The 15459-nt window shown below is 69.3% G+C and carries 11 protein-coding genes; 7 read left to right on the plus strand and 4 right to left on the minus strand.

What is annotated here, in order from left to right; translation table 11 throughout:
• The 3 genes from SAZ01S_RS21615 to SAZ01S_RS21625 all read left to right on the plus strand — a co-directional run.
• Positions 1 to 1970: Y-family DNA polymerase (locus tag SAZ01S_RS21615; protein ID WP_245825111.1), on the plus strand; the 1970-nt coding region annotated here is incomplete at its 5' end.
• A gap of 5 nt (positions 1971 to 1975) precedes the next feature.
• Positions 1976 to 5434, plus strand: a complete 3459-nt coding sequence (locus SAZ01S_RS21620; RefSeq protein WP_084584424.1) for an error-prone DNA polymerase — start codon at positions 1976 to 1978, stop codon at positions 5432 to 5434.
• Positions 5434 to 5973: a 2'-5' RNA ligase family protein gene (locus SAZ01S_RS21625; RefSeq protein WP_139810188.1), complete on the plus strand. Its 540-nt coding sequence runs from the start codon at positions 5434 to 5436 to the stop codon at positions 5971 to 5973. Before SAZ01S_RS21620 ends, SAZ01S_RS21625 begins: the two co-directional genes overlap by 1 nt.
• A gap of 21 nt (positions 5974 to 5994) precedes the next feature.
• Here the strand turns inward: SAZ01S_RS21625 and SAZ01S_RS21630 are convergent, their stop codons facing one another.
• Positions 5995 to 7002 (minus strand): fumarylacetoacetate hydrolase family protein, encoded by a 1008-nt coding sequence (locus tag SAZ01S_RS21630; protein WP_084584417.1) that lies wholly within the window; start codon positions 7000 to 7002, stop codon positions 5995 to 5997.
• Positions 7003 to 7126: 124 nt separating this feature from the next.
• On the opposite strand from SAZ01S_RS21630, the gene SAZ01S_RS21635 reads away from it, so the two are divergent.
• Complete coding sequence (locus SAZ01S_RS21635) at positions 7127 to 10489, plus strand: PAS domain-containing protein (RefSeq protein WP_245825113.1); 3363 nt, start codon at positions 7127 to 7129, stop codon at positions 10487 to 10489.
• A gap of 143 nt (positions 10490 to 10632) precedes the next feature.
• The gene (locus tag SAZ01S_RS21640; RefSeq protein WP_084584418.1) at positions 10633 to 11922 is read left to right on the plus strand and encodes an adenylosuccinate synthase; all 1290 of its coding nucleotides are present in this window, start codon (positions 10633 to 10635) and stop codon (positions 11920 to 11922) included.
• Positions 11923 to 12016: 94 nt separating this feature from the next.
• Here the strand turns inward: SAZ01S_RS21640 and SAZ01S_RS21645 are convergent, their stop codons facing one another.
• From SAZ01S_RS21645 to SAZ01S_RS21655, 3 genes are all read right to left on the minus strand, one after another.
• A complete protein-coding gene (locus SAZ01S_RS21645) occupies positions 12017 to 12358 on the minus strand; it encodes a hypothetical protein (RefSeq protein WP_084584419.1) in 342 nt (113 codons plus the stop codon).
• Between the two features lie 124 nt (positions 12359 to 12482).
• The gene (gene aroC, locus SAZ01S_RS21650; RefSeq protein ID WP_084584420.1) at positions 12483 to 13553 is read right to left on the minus strand and encodes a chorismate synthase; all 1071 of its coding nucleotides are present in this window, start codon (positions 13551 to 13553) and stop codon (positions 12483 to 12485) included.
• A gap of 123 nt (positions 13554 to 13676) precedes the next feature.
• Positions 13677 to 14453, minus strand: coding sequence for a crotonase/enoyl-CoA hydratase family protein (locus SAZ01S_RS21655; protein WP_084584421.1), 777 nt, complete (start codon positions 14451 to 14453; stop codon positions 13677 to 13679).
• A gap of 79 nt (positions 14454 to 14532) precedes the next feature.
• On the opposite strand from SAZ01S_RS21655, the gene SAZ01S_RS21660 reads away from it, so the two are divergent.
• Positions 14533 to 14985: a PaaI family thioesterase gene (locus tag SAZ01S_RS21660; RefSeq protein ID WP_084584422.1), complete on the plus strand. Its 453-nt coding sequence runs from the start codon at positions 14533 to 14535 to the stop codon at positions 14983 to 14985.
• Positions 14982 to 15359 carry a PaaI family thioesterase gene (locus SAZ01S_RS21665; RefSeq protein ID WP_084584423.1) on the plus strand — a complete coding sequence of 126 codons (378 nt, stop codon included), beginning with the start codon at positions 14982 to 14984 and terminating at the stop codon, positions 15357 to 15359. Before SAZ01S_RS21660 ends, SAZ01S_RS21665 begins: the two co-directional genes overlap by 4 nt.
• Positions 15360 to 15459: the final 100 nt, after the last annotated feature.

The raw sequence follows: 15459 nt of genomic DNA on the forward strand, positions 1-15459 counted from the left end.
CCAACCCCTCCCGCAAGCGGGAGGGGAGCGACAGCGACGAGCGGCTGGCTTCCGTTCAGGCGCTCGCCGCTGCCGAGCAGGAGGCTGCCTGTTCCGTCCAGCGTGGCGGCGGCTGGCGGCCGGGCGCGCGCTGGGCTCGGGCCGCGCGCGATGCTGCCATCGCAGCCCTTCCGCCGCACCAGCGGCCGCCGATGCGCGAGCTCGGCCGGCGCAGCGAAGCGGCGGACCATGTATTCAAGCGGATGCGGCCGGACGAGGGCGGCGCGATGGCGGGCGGGGTGGTGCGGCTGCCGCTGGCGGCGCGTGCGGCTGCGCCGTCCTTTACTGCGCCTGTGCCGCACCAACAACCGTCATCCCGGCGAAAGCCGGGATCCATTGCCTTCTCCGTCGAAGAAGGAGCCGAAACCGCCAGGCGAATGGATCCCGGCTTTCGCCGGGATGACGAAGGCCGGGATGATGAAGGGGGCGTGGAGCGTTCCCGCATCCTCTCGCGCCGCACCGGCAGCCGCAGCGAGGTCGCAGCGGCATGTCCGGCGGCCCTGACTGCCGGCATCCGCATCGGCATGGCGCTCACCCAGGCCCGCGCGCTGGTACCCGCGCTCCGCATCGACCCCGCCGACCCGGACGGCGACCGCGCCGATCTCGAGCGGCTGGCCCACAGCCTTGCCCGCCGCTGGTCGCCCAGCGTCACCCTCGCCGGCGACGACCTACTGTTCCTCGACCTGACCGGCGTCGCCCATCTCCATGGCGGCGAGGCCAGGATGCTGCGCCGCCTGCACGCGTTGCTCACCCGGCTGGGCTTCGCCGCTAGGATCGCCGTCGCCGACACCCCCGGCGCCGCCTGGGCCTTTGCGCGTTTTCGCCCCGAGACCCTGCTCCTATGCCCCGCCGGTGAGCACACCGCCTGGCTCGCCCCGCTACCCGTCGAGGCGCTGCGGCTGGAGAGCGATGCGCTCGACCTGCTCCACCGGCTTGGGATCGACAGTATCGGCGAGCTCGCCGCGCTCCCCCGCGCACCGCTGGTCCGCCGCTTCGGCACCACGATCGCCGCGCGGCTCGACCAGGCGCTGGGTCGCATTCCCGAGCCGGTCACCCCGGTCACCCCGCCCGAGCCGATCGCGGTCACCCAGCGTTTCGCCGAGCCGATCGCCACCCCCGAGGCGATCGCCCACTGGCTGGGCGATCTCGTCCACCGCCTCGCCGAAGCGCTGGCCGAAGCCGGGCAGGGCGCGCGCCGGATCGGGCTGGTCGCCGACCGGGTCGACGGCGTGCCGCAGCGGATCGGCATCGGTCTTGCCCGCGCCAGCCGCGATCCGGCGCACCTGCTCCGCCTGCTCGCGCGCCGCATCGACCAGATCGAGCCCGGCTATGGTCTCGACGCGATGACGCTGCATTTGCTGCGCAGCGAACCGCTTGGGAGCCTGCCGGTCGACGAACGGCTCGATGCCGAGACGGTGCCCGATCTCGCGCCGCTGATCGACACGCTGGCGACGCGGATCGGCATGGCGCGGCTGTGGCGGATGCGGCCGGTGGAAAGCGACGTGCCCGAACGCTCGGCCGCAGCACTTCCGCCGCTCGACCCGCCCGAGCGCGAGGCGCCGCCGATGAAGGCCGACGATGTCCGCCAGCTCGATCGCAATGCCCCGCTGTCGCCCTGGCATCCGGACTGGCCGCGCCCGATCCGCCTGCTCCGCCGGCCCGAGCGGCTGGACTTCGTGGTCGCCGAACTGCCCGACCAGCCGCCGCGCCGCTTTACCTGGCGCGGCGAGCGGCACGAGGTGGTCCATGCCGACGGGCCCGAGCGCATCCATGGCGAATGGTGGAAGCGCGCGGCGGAGACGCATGCCACGCGCGACTATTTCCGCGTCGAGGACGAGCGCGGCCGCCGCTACTGGCTGTTCCGCCAGGGCGATGGCGAGCGCCAGGTGACCGGCGATCTCAGCTGGTACCTGCACGGCCTGTTCGGGTGAGCGGCATGTACAGCGAGCTCCAGGTCACCAGCCATTATTCCTTCCTGCGCGGCGCCTCCGCGCCTTCCGAGCTGTTCGAGGCGGCGGCAGCCTATGGCATGCCCGCGCTCGGCATCACCGACCACAACAGCGTCGGCGGGATCGTGCGCGGGCTGGTCGCGGCGGAGGCGACCGGCGTGCGGCTGGTCACCGGCTGCCGGCTGGACCTGACCGACGGCAGCGGGGTGCTGGTCTGGCCCGAGGATCTCGCCGCCTGGTCGCGGCTCACCCGGCTGCTCAGCATCGGCAAGGCGCGGGCGGATGCGCAGCATGGCGAGAAGGGGCAGTGCTTCCTCCATTGGGAGGATGTCGCGGGGCATGGCGACGGCCTCGTCGCCGCGCTGGTGCCCGGCATGGCGGACAATGGCGACCCGGCGGCGCTGCGCTGGATGGCGGATCTGTTCGGGGCGCGTGGCCATGTGACGCTAACCCGCCATCGCCGGCCGCAGGAGGCGGTGCGGTTGCATGGGCTGGCAGAGGCAGCCACCGCGCATGGCCTCACCCCGCTTGCCACCGGCGACGTGCTCTACCATCATCCCGACCGGCGGATGCTGCACGACGTGATGACCGCGATCCGCCACACCACGACGGTCGACGATCTCGGCTTCCGCCGGGCCCGCAGCGCCGATCGCCACCTCAAGCCCCCGCACGAAATGGCACGCCGCTTCGCCGCCTGGCCCGAGGCGCTGCAGGCCGTGGAGGCCGTGGTCGAGCGCTGCGCCTTCAACCCCCGCGAACTCGGCAAGCTCTATCGCTACCCGGACGAAGTGGTGATGTCCGGCCGCAGCCCGCAGGAAGCGCTGGCCAAGCTCGCCCGCGATGCGCTCGCCGCGAAATTCCCGGAAGGGCCGCCACCCGCCTATGCCGAGCTGCTGGAGAAGGAGCTGCGGCTGGTCGAAAAGTTCGGCTACGCGCCCTATTTCCTCACCGTCCATTCGATCGTCCGCTTCGCCCGCGCGCAGGAGATTTTGTGCCAGGGGCGGGGGAGCGCGGCCAATTCGCTGATCTGCTTCCTGCTTGGCGTCACTTCGATCGACCCGGTCTATCACAAGCTGCTGTTCGAACGCTTCCTTTCCGCAGACCGCAACGAGCCCCCCGATATCGATGTCGATTTCGAGCATGAGCGGCGCGAGGAAGTGATCCAGTGGATCTACGAGACCTATGGCGCGCGCCACGCCGCACTCACCGCGGTGGTCAGCCGCTACCGCACGCGCGGCGCAGTGCGCGAGGTGGGCAAGGCGCTGGGGCTGCCCGAGGACGTGACTGCCGGGCTGGCGGGGCAGGTCTGGGGCTGGTCCAACGAAGGGGTGAGCGAGGCCGATGCCGCCGCGCTCAACCTCGATGCCAGCGAACCGCGGCTCGCGCTGACGCTCGACCTCGCCCGCCAGCTGATCGGCACCCCGCGCCACCGTTCGCAGCATCCCGGGGGCTTCGTGCTAGCGCAGGCCAATCTCGACGAGATTGTGCCGATCGAACCGGCGGCGATGGTCGACCGGCGGGTGATCGAATGGGAGAAGGACGATATCGAGACGCTCGGCCTGATGAAGGTCGACATTCTCGGGCTCGGCATGCTCGGCTGCATGCGGCGGGCGTTCGATCTGCTCGAGCAGCACAAGGGCGTGAAGCTCACGCTCGCCTCGGACTCGATGCAGGAGGATGATCCCGCGACCTTCGCAATGATCCAGAAGGCCGACACGCTCGGCACCTTCCAGATCGAGAGCCGCGCGCAGATGTCGATGCTGCCGCGGCTGCGCCCGCGCAAATTCTACGACCTCGTCATCCAGGTGGCGATCGTGCGGCCGGGGCCGATCCAGGGCGACATGGTCCACCCCTATCTGCGCCGGCGCGAGGGCAAGGAGGAGGTCGAGTATCCGAGCGAGGAATTGCGCGACGTGCTGGAGAAGACCTTCGGCGTGCCGCTGTTCCAGGAACAGGCGATGAAGGTCGCGATCGTCGGTGCTGGGTTCGAGCCCGCCGAGGCCGATGCGCTGCGCCGGGCGATGGCGACGTTCAAGTCGACCGGCGGGGTCACGCACTTCAAGGAGAAGATGATCAGCGGGATGCTGAAGAAGGGCTACACCCAGGACTTCGCCGAGCGGACCTTCAAGCAGATCGAGGGCTTCGGCAGCTACGGCTTTCCCGAGAGCCACGCGGCCAGCTTCGCCAAGATCGCCTATGCGTCGAGCTGGATGAAGTGCCACCATCCCGACATCTTCTGCGCGGCGCTGCTCAACGCCCAGCCGATGGGGTTCTATGCGCCGGCGCAGATCGTCCGCGACGCGCGCGAGCACGGGGTGGAGGTGCGCGCGGTGTGCGTCAACGACAGCGAGTGGGATACGCGGGTGCTGGCCGCTGAAATTCCTCCCCGGGCGCAGCTCGGGGAGGGGGACCATGTGCGTCAGCACATGGTGGAGGGGCCGCCGCGCCAGCGGCGGTGGTACGGCGAGGTCAGCAAGACCCGCGCCTTCGGCGCGGCCCCTCCACCCCTCGGCTCCGCCGAGCGGTCCCCCTCCCCCAGCAAGCTGGGGGAGGATCTTGGGTTGCTTCCCCTCCGTCTCGGCATGCGGGTGGTGCAGGGGCTCTCCGCGCGCGATGCCGAGGCGATCCTCGCCGCCCGCGCCGAACGCCCCTTCACCTCGATTGAGGATGTATGGCGCCGCGCCCGCGTTTCCCCGGCGGCGCTGGAGAAGCTCGCGCGGGCCGATGGCTTCCGCGCGTTCGGGCAGGACCGGCGCCAGGCGCTGTGGGCGATCAAGGCGCTCGACCAGGCGCCGCTGCCGCTGTTCGCCGGGATCGAGGGGCCGATCCAGGCCGCCGAGCCGGCGGTGAGGCTCACCCCGCTCACCGCCGGTCGCGAAGTGGTCGAGGATTACCGCGCCACCCAGCTGAGTCTCCGCGCGCACCCGCTCCATTTCCTGCGCGGGACGCTGGCGGCGCGGCGGATCCGGCCGTGCGGCGACCTCAAGACGCTCAAGGACGGCGCGCGGGCGGAGGTGGCGGGGATCGTGCTCGTCCGCCAGAAGCCGGGCAGCGCCAAGAGCATCTTCCTGACGCTGGAGGACGAGACCGGCATCGCCAACGCGATCGTCTGGCCGGCGCGCTTCGCGCTCTACCGCCCGATCATCCTCGCCGCGCCGATGATATCGGTGCGCGGACGCCTCCAGCGCGAGGGCGAGGTGTTGCACCTGATCGCCGAGACGATCACCGACCTGACCGACCTGCTGCGCAGCGTCGGCGCGCTCGACCTGCCGCGGATGACGATGCCCGGCGACGGCGCGACCCATGGCGGCACGATCGATTCGCGCGATCGCAAGGTCACCCGGGCGAGCGATCCTGCCCATGCCTATCCGAAGCAGCGCACGCCCGAGAGCTGGCCGTCGCGACGCGAGGATATCATCCCGATCAAGTCGCACGATTTCCACTGATGGCATGCATCGTACATCGGCTGTTCTTCGCCTTCCGCGTCGCGGATTGCGCGAGACGTCGCGTCGCTGGTCATCGGGACGATCAAGGATGTGCTTCGAGCATTGTGTCCGATGATCGCCTCCACATGACGCTGGCGATCACCAAGGATTATCCGCAACTGCCGCTCGCCGCTGTCGACGGGATGCTATCGATCGGGTCGAGCCTGGCAGCATCCCCGGTCCCGCTCCGTCTCGACCAGCTTTCTGGTGGCCGTGGTTCCGTCGCGCTTCGGCCCATCCGGCGCATCAAGACACTGACCGAACTCACCGCCACCTTGGGTCGCCGCGTCGCCGCTGCCGGACTGCTGCGAAGCGCATGGCGCTGCAACCCGCACGTTACCCTGCTATACCGCCCAGGGGAGGCTTTCACGCGAGCCATCGATCCGATCTGCTGGACGGCCACCGACATTGTGCTGATCCACAGCATCGTTGGCGCGCATCAGCATATCGAGCTGGGTCGCTGGCCGCTTGTCGAACGCCAGGGCAGCTTCGATTTCTGAAGTCGCCCTGGCGCCGTGCCTTCACCCCGCCACCACCGTCTGCTCGATCGTCCCGAAGATCGGGTGGTGCTTGTCGTCCTCCGCCCAGATGCGGATCGTGTCGCCGGCCTTGAGGAACGGGGTCTCCGCCGCCCCGCGCAGGATCGTCTCGACGGTGCGGACCTCGGCGAGGCAGCAATAGCCCTTGCCCCCCTCGCCGATCGGCTTGCCCGGGCCGCCATCGGCATCGCGGTTGGAGACGGTGCCCGATCCGAGGATCGTGCCCGCACCCAGCGCCCGCGTCTTTGCCGCATGCGCGATCAGCGTGCCGAAATCGAAGGTCATGTCCTCGCCCGCATCCACCCGGCCGAAGGGCTTGCCGTTGAGGTCGACCATCAGCGTGCGGTGGAGCTTGCCGCCCTGCCACCAGTCGCCCAGCGCGTCGGGCGTCACGAACACCGGCGAGAAGGCGCTGGCTGGCTTGGACTGGAAGAAGCCGAAGCCCTTGGCGAGTTCGCCCGGGATCAGGTTGCGCAAGCTCACGTCGTTGGTGAGCCCCACCAGCCGCACCGCCGCCAGCGCCTCTTCGCGCGAGGCACCCAGCGGCACGTCGCCGGTGACGACCACCACTTCGGCTTCGAGGTCGCAGCCCCAGCTCTCGTCCCTGAGCGGGATCGAGTCGCGCGGGCCCAGAAAACCGTCGGAGCCGCCCTGGTACATCAGCGGATCCTGCCAGAAGCTCTCGGGCAGTTCGGCGCCGCGCGCCTGCCGCACCAGCGCGACATGGTTCACATAGGCCGAGCCGTCCGCCCATTGATAGGCGCGGGGAAGTGGCGCCGCCGCCTGGCGCTCGTGGAAGCGCATCATCGGGATGGTCTCATGCTCGAGATCGGTGGCGAGGTTGCGCAGATCGCCCTCGACCCGCTCCCAATCGTCGAGCGCCGCCTGCAGCGTCGGCGCGATATGGCGGGCATCGGCGCACCAGGCGAGATCGTTGGAAACGACGACGAGCGTGCCGTCGCGGCCCTGCTTGAGGCTGGCTAGTTTCATTTGACACCATCTCCTTCGGCGGTCGCCTTACTGCAACTTCGCACGCGACGGAACCGTAGCCCCTTGGTACGTATTTTGCCCAGTCGCATTGACTTCGGGTTGGGCCATGATCAACGAATTGCATATGGCCGCTCCGCTTCGCTTTCTGGACCATGGCGGCGAAATGGCCGGGCTACTCCAGACGTTTGACTGGACGGCGCATCCCTTCGGTCCGCCCGAGCGCTGGTGCGAGCCGCTGCGCCTGACCGTCGACATGATGCTGGCCTCACGCTTTCCCAAGGCGCTGTACTGGGGGCCGGAATACCGCCTGCTCTACAACGATGCCTGGGCGCCGATTCCGGGCGAGCGGCATCCCTGGGCGCTCGGCCGGCCTGGTCGCGAGGTCTGGGCGGAGATCTGGGACGTGGTGGGTCCGCAGATGGACGAGGTGGTGGCCACCGGTCGCGGCTTCGTCGTCTATGACCAGTTGCTGCGGATCGCCCGCAACGGCGTGCCGCGCGACAGCTGGTGGAACTACAGCTTCACGCCGGTCCGCGATGCCGATGGGCGGGTGCTCGGCATCCTCAACCAGGGCCATGAAACCACGCGGACCGTGCTCGCCGAACGTGCCCAGCGGGCGGAGCTGGACCGGCTGCGCGATTATTTCGAGCAGGCGCCCAGTGCGGTCGCGCTGCTGGAAGGGCCCGAGCATCGCTTCGTGCTCGCCAACCCCGCCTATCTCGAACTGGTCGGCCGCGACGAGGTGGTCGGGCAAAGCGTTGCCGAGGCGCTGCCGGAGATCATCGAGCAGGGCTATGTCACCGTGCTCGACCAGGTCTATCGCAGCGGCGAGGCCTATCGCGCACTCAACCGCGACGTGATGTTGCGCCGGCGGCCTGACGCGCCGCCGGAGCGCCGCGTGCTCGATTTCGCCTTCCAGCCGATCAAGGACGCGCTCGGGGCGCCTTCGGGGATCTTCGTCTCCGCCAGCGACATCACCGAACGGGCGCTGGCCGAGGAAGCGCTGCGCCGCAGCGAAGAGCGACTGCAGCTCGCGCTCAACGCCTCTACGGGCATCGGCACCTGGGACTGGACGGCGGAAAGCGGTCGGGTTTCCGGCGACGAACGCTTTGCGGCCCTGTTCGGCATCGATGCGGCGCGCGTCACCCATGGCGGCGCGTTCGAGGCGGTGCTGAACTTCATCCATCCGGACGACCGCGCCCGCATCGCCATGGAGGTGCGCCAGGCGATTGACGCTCGCGCGCCGCTCAAGCTGGAGTTCCGTGTGGTGCGGGCCGATGGCGAGGTGCGCTGGTTGCTCACCCAGGGGCGGTGCATCTTCGACGCGGACGGCCGGCCGATCCGTTTCCCGGGCGTCAGCTTCGACATCACCGATCGCAAGTTGGCGGAGGAAGCGGCGCAGGAGGCGGCCGAGGATCTGCGTACCGCCACCGAGGGACAGTCGTTCCTGCACGCGCTGGCCGAGCGGCAGCGCGGGCTGGAGACGCCCGATGCGATCATGGAGATGACCGCCGCGGAGCTGGGCACGAAGCTGGGGCTGGCCCGGGTCGGTTTCTATCGCGTCGCGGGCGAGCGGATTCTGCTCGGGCCGTGCTGGACCAATGGCGAATTGCCGAAGTTGCAGGGCGAATGGGTGCTCGATGCGGTTGCGCCGCTGATCGACCGCTATCGCCAGGGCCGCACCGCCGTGTTCCGCGACAGCAGCGCCGAGTTCCCCGGCAGCCAGCTGAGCCGCATCTCGCCCTCGGCGATCGGCGTGCCGTTGCTGCGCGGCGGCCAGTGGGTGGCGACCTTCTACGCCAACCATGCCGGCGCGCGCGACTGGCAGCCGGAGGAAATCGCCTTTGTCGAGACGGTGGTGGAGACCACCTGGGATTCGGTGGAGCGCGCCGATGCGGTGCTGGCGCTGCGCAAGAGCGAGGCGCAGTTCCGCGCGATCACCAATTCGATCGACCATATGGTGTGGTCGGCCGATGCGCAGGGTGCCGTCGATTACTATAATGATCGCTGGTACGAATATACCGGTGCCGCCCATGGCAGCACCGACGGCGATGCCTGGACCAAGGTCCTCCATCCCGACGACCAGGCCCGCGCCGCAGCGGCGTGGCAACATTGCGTCCGCACCGGCGAGCTGTACCGCATCGAATATCGCATGCGGAACCATCGCGGCAGCTATCGCTGGGCACTGGGCCGCGCCCAGCCGCTGCGCGACGAAGCGGGGCGAATCGTCCGCTGGTTCGGCACCTCGACGGACATTCAGGACATCGTCGATGCACGCGAGGTGCTCGCCCGCTCGCGCGAGGAACTGGAAGCGGCGGTGCGCGAGCGGACCGAACGGCTGATGGCCGCGGAGGCACAGCTTCGCCAGGCGCAGAAGATGGAGGCGGTGGGCCAGCTTACCGGCGGCATCGCGCACGACTTCAATAACATGCTCGCGGTCGTCATCGGCGCGCTCGACCTGATGGAGCGCCGCGTGGCGCAGGGGCGCACCGACATCGATCGCTACCTGATCGCGGCGCGCGACGGCGCAAGCCGCGCCGCGGCGCTCACCCAGCGGCTGCTCGCCTTCTCGCGCCGCCAGCCGCTGGCGCCGACCGCGCTCGACGTGAACGACATGCTGAGCGGGATGATCGAGCTGCTCGTCCGCACGCTCGGCGAACGCGTGGTGATCGAAACCCGGTTCGCCCGCCGGCTCGATCCGGTCGTCGCCGATCGCAACCAGCTCGAAAACGTCGTGCTCAATCTGGCGGTGAACGGCCGCGACGCGATGCCCAATGGCGGCACGCTGACGATCGAGACCGAACCGCGCGAACTGGATGCCGAACAGGCCGCCGCGCACGAGATCGACGCCGGCAGCTATGTCGAGATCCGCATCCGCGACACCGGCACCGGCATGCCGGCGGATGTCGCGGCGCGCGCCTTCGATCCCTTCTTCACCACCAAGGGCGTTGGCAAGGGCACCGGCCTCGGGCTCAGCCAGGTGTTCGGGTTCGTGCGGCAATCCGGCGGCCATGTCACGATCGAGAGCGAACCCGATCACGGGACCTGCGTGCGCGTGCTGTTGCCGGCGCGGCCCGAAGCGGTGCCCAGCCCGGCGGCGACCGCCACCGCCCGCGACCTGCCGCGCGGCCGCGCAAGCGAAGTGATCCTGGTCGTCGAGGACGAGGACCGGGTGCGGACCTATTCGGTCGAGGCGCTGCGCGAACTCGGCTATGGCGTGGTGTTCGCCCGCGACGGGATCGAGGCGCTGCGGCTGCTCGAGCGCGGCCAGAAGGTCTCGCTGCTGTTCAGCGACGTGGTGATGCCGGAGATGAGCGGGCGCGACTTGGCGGCGCGGGTGCGCGCGCGGATGCCGGACCTGAAGGTGCTGCTCACCAGCGGCTATGCGCCGGATGCGCCGATCGAAGGGCCGGACGAGAATATCCTTGCCAAGCCGTTCGACATCGCCACGCTGGCGATTGCGATCCGCGCCGCATTGGACGCCTGACGGCCAAGAAAGGCTTGACCTGGCGGTCGCGGTTCGCCATTCGCGCCGCGGCTTCGGGCGACGCGTCCGGTTGACCAGTCCCTGCCGCCGAGTCCTGTCGAAGGGCGGCCAGGGTCCGCCCGGCAGGCGGAGGACGTGTATCCATGGCAAATGTGGCAGTGATCGGCGCCCAATGGGGTGACGAAGGCAAGGGCAAGATCGTCGACTGGCTCGCCGAGCGCGCCGATGTGGTGGTCCGCTTCCAGGGCGGGCACAATGCCGGCCACACGCTGGTGATCGGCGAAAAGGTCTACAAGCTCTCGCTGCTTCCCTCGGGCATCGTCCGCGGCACGCCGAGCGTGATCGGCAATGGCGTGGTGCTCGATCCCTGGGCGCTCAAGGCCGAAGTCGAGAAGCTGCGCGATCAGGGCGTCGACGTGACCCCGGACACGCTCAAGATCGCCGATACCTGCCCGCTGATCCTGCCCTTCCACCGCGATCTCGACGCGCTGCGCGAGGATGCCAGCGGCGCCGGCAAGATCGGCACCACCCGCCGCGGCATCGGCCCGGCCTATGAGGACAAGGTCGGCCGCCGCGCCATTCGGGTGTGCGACCTCGCCAATCTCGACGCGATCGGGCCGCAGGTCGATCGCCTCGCTGCGCACCATGATGCGCTCCGCGCCGGCTTCGGCCAGCCGCCGATCGACCGCGAGGGGCTGCTGAACGAGCTGCGCGACATCGCGGGCTTCGTGCTGCCCTTCGTCCAGCCGGTGTGGAAGATGCTCAACGAGGCGCGGTCGCGCGGCCGTCGCATCCTGTTCGAGGGCGCGCAGGGCGTGCTGCTCGACATCGATCATGGCACCTATCCGTTCGTCACCTCGTCCAACACCGTGTCGGGCACCGCGGCGAGCGGCAGCGGCATGGGCCCCGGCGCGGTGGGCTTCGTGCTCGGCATCGCCAAGGCCTATACCACCCGCGTCGGATCGGGCCCGTTCCCGAGCGAGCAGGAGAACGAGGTCGGCGAGCGGCTCGGCACGCGGGGGCATGAGTTCGGCACCGTTACCGGGCGCAAGCGCCGCTGCGGCTGGCTCGACGCGGTGCTGCTGCGCCAGTCGGTCGCGGTCTCGGGCATCACCGGCATCGCGCTGACCAAGCTCGACGTGCTCGACGGGTTTGACGAGATCCAGGTCTGCACCGGCTACCGCCTGAACGGCGAAGTGCTCGACTATTACCCCGCCAGCGCGCCCGACCAGGCGGCGGTGGAGCCGATCTACGAGACGATGGAAGGCTGGTCCGAATCGACCTTCGGCGCGCGCAGCTGGGCCGAGCTGCCGGCGCAGGCGATCAAGTATATCCGCCGGGTGGAAGAGCTGATCCAGTGCCCGGTGGCGCTGGTCTCCACCAGCCCCGAGCGCGAGGACACCATCCTCGTCCGCGACCCCTTCGCCGACTGATACGAAAACCGCCCGGCCCTCGGGGAGGGCCGGGCGGCTCACGGTTCGAGGCGAGGACCGAAAGGGGGAAAGGTTCCTCGGCCTCGATCAGCGCTTAGCGGGGACGCTTGCGCTTGGGCTTGTCGCCGGTCTGGTCACCCGTGGTGGTACCCGTCGTGCTCGCGCTCGGATCGGCCGGCGACGTCGTCGTCGTCGTGGACGAATCCGGCGTGTTCGTGGTGCCGGCACCGGTGGTGCCGCCCGGCGTTGTGGTGGTCGACGGATTCATCGACGGATCGGTCGGCGAGGTGGTCTGGCCTGGGCTGGTCTGGCCCGGGGTGCCCTGATCCATCGTGGAGGAACCGCCCGGGCTCGTCTGGCCCGGCGTGGTCTGCTGTGCAAATGCGGCCGGGGCAGCGATCAGCGTGGCGGCAGCGAGAATCGTCTTGATATACATTACTCGGCATCCTTCTGTTGATCATGCCAACGGAAGATTAACCATCAAGCCGACAAGAAGTCTCACCAACTGATTTCGATTAGACGATAAAAGCGAACGCTTCAGGGGCGAGTCGAGCGCAAGTTCAGCCGACCTGTGCCCGGTGCAGCAATTTCTGATCGGCGAGCACCAGCGCCACCATTGCTTCCACCACCGGCACGCCGCGAATGCCCACGCAGGGGTCATGGCGGCCCTTGGTGCGGATTTCGCTGGCTTCGCCGTCGCGCGTCACGGTTTCGACGGGGATCAGGATCGAGCTGGTCGGCTTGAACGCCACGCGCATCCGCACCGGCTGGCCGGTCGCGATGCCGCCGGCGATGCCGCCCGCGTGGTTGGCGAGGAAGGCAACGCCGCCGTCATTGCCCGGCCGCATCGCATCGGCATTCTCCTCGCCGCGCAAAGCCGCCGCCGCGAAACCGTCGCCGATCTCGAAGCCTTTCACCGCGTTGATCGACATGCAGGCTGCCGCAAGTTCGCTGTCGAGCTTGGCGTAGAGCGGCGCCCCCCAGCCGGCAGGCACACCGGTCGCCTCGCAGGCGACGACGGCGCCGAGCGACGAGCCATCCTTTCGCGCCGCATCGACCAGTGCTTCCCAGCGGGCGGCCGCGTCCGGATCGGGACAGAAGAAGGGGTTGTTGCCGATCTCGGCGGCGTCGAACCTGGCATAGTCGATCGCGTCGCCGCCGATCGCCTCGACCCAGGCGGTGATCGTCACCTCCGGGATCACCAGCCGCGCGACGGCGCCAGCTGCTACCCGCGCCGCGGTCTCGCGCGCCGAGGAACGGCCGCCGCCGCGATAGTCGCGGAAGCCGTATTTCTGGTCGTACGCATAGTCGGCATGGCCGGGGCGATACGCCTTGGCGACGTCCGAATAGTCCTTCGAGCGCTGGTCGACATTGTCGATGTGCAGCGCGATCGGGGTGCCGGTGGTGCGGCCCTCGAACACGCCGGAGAGGATGCGGACCTGGTCCGGCTCCTGCCGCTGGGTGGTGAAGCGCGACTGGCCGGGGCGGCGGCGATCGAGATAGGGCTGGATATCGGCTTCGCTCAGCGACAGTCCCGGCGGGCAGCCGTCGACCACCGCGCCGAGCGCGGGGCCATGGCTCTCGCCCCAGGTGGTGAAGCGGAACACGCGACCGAAGCTGTTGAACGACATCGGCGCACGCCCTCCGTCTGGGTTGAAACCGCCGGCCGTTTCGCAGGTGTCGCGCGCGGCTGCAACCCGTTCGGCCGAAGCTGGCGGAACGGCGCGGGCTTTTGAACCTGCGGTATGGGCGTGCTAGTCGCGGAACTGGGGGCTGCGCTTCTGCAGGTTGGCGGTCACCGCCTCGATCTGGTTGGGCGTGCGGAGCAATGCCGCCTGCTCGATGCTTTCCGCCAGCAATATCGCGGCGGCGTCGCCTTCGTGGTTGGCGAGGCGTTTGGCGGCACGGATCGCGTCTGGGTTGCGACCCGCGATCGCGTGCGCGAGCGTCAAGGCTTCGGCATGCGGGTCGTCGGCCAGTCGGGTAACGAAGCCGAAGGTCTGCGCCTCCGCCGCGTTGAACTCGCGCGCGGTGTAGGTGAGTTCGCGCAGCACGTCGTCGCGCACCGCGCCGCGCCAGAGCACGAAGCCGGCCATGTCGGGCACGATGCCCCATTTCAGCTCCATCACCGACAGGCGGGTGTCGGGCGCGGCGATCCGGATGTCGGCGCCGCTTGCGATCTGCAGCCCGCCGCCGAACGCGACGCCGTGCACGGCGGAGATCACCGGCACCGGCAGCGTCCGCCAACCCCAGGCAACCTGCTGATAGCTGTTGGCCAGGCCGTGCGTCCGCGCCGCGATGTCGACGCCCGCGCCGATACCCGCCATGCTCGCCATGTCGAGCCCGGCGCAGAAGGCGCGGCCTTCGCCGGAGAGTACCACCGCGCGCAGGCCCGTGGCCCGGCCCAGCGTGTCAATCGTGGCGAGCAGCCTCTCGATCATTGCCGGATCGAGCGCGTTCATCTTGTCCGGCCGGTTCAGCCGCACATCGGCCACGCCGCCCTCGATGGTCCAGGTTACCCGCTCTTGCATTCCGGCATCCTCTCTCGTTTCCGAACAATGTGCGGCGAAGCATTTGCGCGGGCAAGACGGTGGCGCTAGAAAAGTGGGTATGTCCCAGTCCAGCGATCCCGCGGCGCCGCCCCGGTTCGATCCCCGCGCATTTTTTGCGCTCCGCTTTCCAAACCATGGCAACCGTCTGGGCGTGGCGTACCGCGACCATGGCGAAGACTGGTCCGAGCTCGAACAGCCCTGGCGCGCAGAGCTTGTCGGGCAGGAGGAGGCGGGCGTGCTCGCCTCGGGACCGATCCTGGCGCTGATGGACATGGCGAGCAGCGTTGCAGTGTGGCTCAAGGTGGGCAGGTTCTTACCGCATGCGACACTCGACCTGCGGATCGATTATCTCCGCCCGGCGCGGACCGGGCAGACGGTGATCGGGCGGGCCGAATGCTATCGGCTTACACGCTCGATCGCCTTTGTGCGCGGTCAGGCTCATGACGGTGATCCGGCCGACCCGTTGGCGCATGTCGCGGGGACGTTCATGGCAGCGGAGGCCTATTGGTGAAGCTTCCTCCCTATGCCGTGCTGCTGGGGCTTACCGTCGAGCCGGGGGCGGATGCGCCGGTGCTGGTGATGCCGTTTTCGGGCGATGTGGTCGGTCGACCGGGGTTCCTGCATGGCGGCGCGATCGGCGGGCTGCTCGAGATGGCGGCGGTCGGCGCGCTGCTCCAGGCGCTGGAGGCCGAAGGCGGGGCGAAGGTGAAGCCGGTCAACGTCACCGTCGATTATATGCGCGGCGGGCGCGAGAAGGCGACGCGGGCCAAGGGCACGGTCACCCGGCTTGGCAACCGGGTGGCGAATGTCAGTGCGGTGGCGTGGCAGGACGAGGAAGACCGGCCGATCGCGGCGGCGCGGATGAATTTTCTGATCGTTCGGTGATGGTTCCCCTCCCGCTTGCGGGAGGGGCTAGGGGAGGGGATGGCGGCAGCGTAGTCCGCCCTCTCCTTGTCAGCCCCCCCCCCCCCCCCCCCCCCCCCCC

This window comes from Sphingomonas azotifigens NBRC 15497 (assembly GCF_002091475.1).
Lineage (GTDB): Bacteria > Pseudomonadota > Alphaproteobacteria > Sphingomonadales > Sphingomonadaceae > Sphingomonas > Sphingomonas azotifigens.